The 4,000-nt window shown below is 72.7% G+C and carries 5 protein-coding genes; 1 reads left to right on the plus strand and 4 read right to left on the minus strand.

The features are described from left to right. The 4 genes from VNO22_07865 to VNO22_07880 form a co-directional block, all read right to left on the minus strand. The coding region (locus VNO22_07865; GenBank protein HXG61273.1) for an HAD-IIB family hydrolase at positions 1-1,108 on the minus strand (1,108 nt) is incomplete at its 3' end. A gap of 10 nt (positions 1,109-1,118) precedes the next feature. Continuing rightward, positions 1,119-2,354 (minus strand): hypothetical protein, encoded by a 1,236-nt coding sequence (locus VNO22_07870; GenBank protein ID HXG61274.1) that lies wholly within the window; start codon positions 2,352-2,354, stop codon positions 1,119-1,121. A gap of 156 nt (positions 2,355-2,510) precedes the next feature. Next, positions 2,511-3,329 carry a Ku protein gene (locus VNO22_07875; GenBank protein HXG61275.1) on the minus strand — a complete coding sequence of 273 codons (819 nt, stop codon included), beginning with the start codon at positions 3,327-3,329 and terminating at the stop codon, positions 2,511-2,513. Further along, positions 3,326-3,616: a hypothetical protein gene (locus VNO22_07880; GenBank protein ID HXG61276.1), complete on the minus strand. Its 291-nt coding sequence runs from the start codon at positions 3,614-3,616 to the stop codon at positions 3,326-3,328. Before VNO22_07880 ends, VNO22_07875 begins: the two co-directional genes overlap by 4 nt. A gap of 177 nt (positions 3,617-3,793) precedes the next feature. Here VNO22_07880 and VNO22_07885 point away from each other — a divergent pair. Continuing rightward, on the plus strand, positions 3,794-4,000 hold a 207-nt coding region (locus VNO22_07885), incomplete at its 3' end, for a hypothetical protein (GenBank protein HXG61277.1).

Here is a 4,000-nt window from a genome sequence, read left to right on the forward strand (position 1 = left end):
CGGGAAGCACGTGGTGCGCTTCGTCCAGGACGAGCCAATGGGGACGGGCGGCGCGGACGCGCAGCGGACGCAGGACGCCCAGAAGGCTCGCGAAGAACGCGGGCCGGTCTTCGAGCGGAACCGCCAGAAGATTCAGCGCCAGGCTCTGCCCCGGACGCGCCAGAAGGCGGGCGGCCTCCTCCAGGCTCGGAGCGTGTCCGGCCTCCCCGAGGGCGGGCGCCTCCTCGAAGTCCGCATAATCCCCCTCGGGATCCACCAGGCACACCTGGTACGCCCGCGCGACGAGCTGCTCCAGAATCGCCCGCGCCAGCGACGACTTTCCGCTCCCCGAAGGCCCCGCCAGAAGGATCCGCGAGCCGTAGGGGGGAATCCGCACCTCCCCGCCCCCTTCCCGCTCCCCCAGGGACACCGCGTGCCGCGCCAGAACCGGATCGAGGTCCCGCAGGTCGGTCGCAAGAATCCGCTCCACGAGCTCGACCACGCCCGCGCCGGCTCCCCCCGCCGTCACCCAGTCCGCGCGCGCGCGGACGGCCGGAAGGGCGTCGCGCACCGCCACGGCGCACTCGCAGAGGTCGAGGAACGCGTGGTCGTTCTCGGCGTCTCCCACGCCCACCGTGTTATGGGGCGAGACATCCATCTCTTCGAGCGCCGCCGCCAGTCCCGTGGCCTTCGTGACGCCCGCCGGCAGGACCATCACGGCGCCTTTGTTGAAGATCACGTGCAGTTCGAGTCCGGCGTCGCGGATGGCTTCAAGCACGTCGCGCTCGTGGGGCCGGCCCGTGGCCGTGAGGACGCGCCCCGTGGCGGGCGGCGCGCCGATTCGCGCGGCCAGCGCCCGGACGAATTCTTCCGGCGGAGGCTTGGCCAGCACGCGCACCTCGCGCGACTCCGGGGCGTAGAGGACCGCTCCGTTTTCGGCGACGATCCGGTCGAAGAGATCCGCCCGGGGAAAGGCGCCGAGGAGATCCTCCAGGAGCCGTCCGGTCACCAAAATGAGCTTGCGGCCCGAGGCGCGCAGGCGTTCCAGGGCGCGCTCCTCCGCGGGGCCCACGCGTCCCTCCCGCGCGAGCGTGCCGTCGTAATCGCAGGCCAGGAGGAAAAAGCGCATTTCCGGCGGCTTACGTCCTCGCGCGCGCGGAAGGGTCGCGACCGTCGCCGTTGGAACCCGCCGGGAGGGCGGCGGGTTCCGGCAGCGGCCATTCCAGGTGCGCGTCGCGGACTTCGCGGCGCAGGATGTCGAAGAAGAGAACGGACGGGCGCTCGATGGTCACGCCTCGGCGGCTCAGGTCGCGAAGCTCCCCGAGCGCGCCCTGGAGGTGCTCCTGGTCGAACAGATCGACCAGCGTCTGATACCGATGGGCGTTGGCCGGGTCCCCCAGGGCCAGAGCGATCTCGTGGGCGAGCGGAGAAGGCCGCCGGAGCGGGCGCAGCCGTTCCCGGAACGCCTCGTACGTGGCTCCCGGCGTGTACTCCACGCGGGCGCCCGGAAGGCGGCCCTTCCACTCCACGCGCGCGAGGTACCGGCGGTCGAGAAGCTCGGCGTGGGCCTCGTCAAGCGCACGGCGCGACTGCGCGGCGGACGTGTCCGGCAGCGGCGCGCGCTGGCGCAGTTCGGACAGGCCGCAGGCGGCGGGAACGCGCGGCTCCCGCCGCTCGAATTCGGCGTCGAGGATCTCCACCAGCCGCTGCGCCAGCGGCCGCTCCAGCGAGACCCACAGCTCCCAGTTGAGCGGGCGGATCCCGCCCATGTTCGCGGAAAGGGTGTAGAACCGGTCGAAGCCCACGGCGTGGCGCGCGAGGAACGGCCGTCCTTCCGCGGTCGAGAGGGTGAGCTGCGCGAAAAGCCGGCGCCGCCGGGACGGGGCGCCGCCCCCCTCGCGCTCGACGATCTCCAGGCCCGCCAGGCGCCGGAGGGCCTGATGGATGCGGGCGGGCAGGTGCGGTCGCTCCGCCAGCCTCAGGCGTTCGAGGATCTCCCGCACCGACACGGTCAGGACGGAGGGCACGGACCGGCGGGCCCCCACGCGCGTCTCCAGCGCGGTCCATTCGCAGGCGCGGAAGACGGCCCGGTCGAAGGGCCCCGGAAGCCCCTCGGGTCCCGGTCGGATTTCCCACGTGCGAAGGAACGACCGGCCGTCGCGGCGCTCCGGGAAACGGACCATGACGATGTCGGGGCGTCCGGCCTCGGTTTCGTCGAGAGCGCTCCACGGGTACTTCAGGAGCGACTGTTCCGCGTAGACGAGGACCGGACAGGCTTTTCGTTCGGCGAACAACGCGAAATGCAGGGGCGCCTCCGGGAGAGCCGGGGGCTCCGCCGGAGCCGGGGGCTCGACGGTCAGGGGATTGTCTTTCACGCCTCCTCCCTCGAACACAATCGGGGTCGCGCCGGAATGCGGGGCGTCGGAAGGTCGGGCCTCCGCGGCGGCCTCCCACCGGCCGTCCGGTCTTTCGTCCGACCGCCCACCCCTGATCCCTTCGCGGCTCAAATGTTACGCGCCCTTCGCGGAGCGTCAGGCAGGACGTCGCAACGCGCGTTCCTGGCGCGCCCGCTCGAGGCTGCGCCGCAGGACATCCGGCAGGTCCGCGGGCGTCGCGGACGGGACGGAGGCCGCGGGCGCCGCAGGCCCGGCCGGCGGCTCCTTCCAGAGAAGCTTGTGGCGCATGTACCGGACCAGCTCTTCGTGGAACTCGTCGCGGTGGACCGCGGGCACCCACGGCTCCGCCATCGTCTCGATGAGCTGCTCCGCCAGCGCGATCTCCAGGGGCGCGACTCCCAGCGCGTCGAGGTCGCGTCCCGGCAGGCGCAGGTCTGCCGGGGCGCGCAACCGCGAGGGATACCGGAGGAGGTTGAGCAGGAGCAGCCGGTCCTGGGGCAGGAGCACCGCCAGGTGCTGGCGCGTCCGCAGGAGCACGCGGGCGATCCCCGCGCGGCCCGTGCGGATCAGGGCCTCCCGCAAGAGCGCGTAGCCCTTCTCGCCGCCCGCCTCCGGTTCCAGGTAGTAAGGGCGTTCGTAAAAGACCGGAGAGATTTCGGCGGGGGACACGAAGGAGAGGACTTCGACCCTGTGGCTGCGCTCCGCCGCGAGGCGTTCGATTTCCTCGTCGGTCAGCGTCACGAGACGGCCGGGCTCGACCTCGAAGCCGCGCACGACATGTTCGGCGGGCACCTCTTCGCCCGTATTCTTGTTGACTCGCCGGTGGCCGAGGGGGGCCAGATCACGGCGGTCCAGGAGCGTGAAGTCCACGGGCTCCGGTTCCTCTCCGGGATGAAGCGCGATCGGGATCTCCAGGAACCCGACGCGCAACCGTCCCTTCCAGAGCGCGGTCACGGGCGGCCTCCCGCGCGTTCCCACATCCGCCGCAGGAGCTCGGGCGCGGCGGTCGGGACGCCGGTCCGGGCTCGCGCGTAGAGCGCCCGGAAGGCGCCCTGGCCGCGCGGTCCGGGGGGCGCCTCGAGAAAGAGGCTGCGGGCGGGGCCGCGGTCGGGGTCGGCGGGCCGCACGGCCGTGCCGTACGGGCCGGACGCGAGGCGGAAGCCGTCTTCCCGCAGCAGGCGCGCGAAGTCGGCGGGGAAATCCTGAGGGTCGAAATAAGCCAGAATCAGCTCGGGGGGCATGGGTGGAAACCTCCGGAGAGCACGCAGGTCTCTCCCACAAAAAGATCCCGAGCCGCGGGCCGCGTTACCCGGCGGGTTCATAACGGTCCCGCGCGGGCGCGGATCCTAGAGCGTAGTGTGGAAGGTCGCCCGGGGCGCGGGCCGGCCTTCGGTCAGGTTCGGGACAGGAGGTGGACGATGTTCGATTTCGGCCGGCGCGAGGCGGGGGCGGTTCGCGGCCGCATCCTGTGGGGGGTCGGGATCGTGCTGGGGATTCTGGCGGCGGGGGCGGCGGCGCGCGCGGCGGTTCTGAGGATGCGGGAGCGCCGGCACGCGGCCGCCGGCATGCGCGCGCGGTTGCGGGCGGCGATCGACCGGCTCTGGCCGCGTCGCGCGGAGGGCCGG

The organism is Planctomycetota bacterium (assembly GCA_035574235.1).
Taxonomy (GTDB): Bacteria; Planctomycetota; MHYJ01; order MHYJ01; family JACPRB01; genus DATLZA01.

Excerpts from the sequence above, each read along its gene's own strand:
- VNO22_07880 (HXG61276.1), bottom strand. The coding sequence starts at position 3,616 with ATGCCCCCCGAGCTGATTCTGGCTTATTTCGACCCTCAGGATTTCCCC.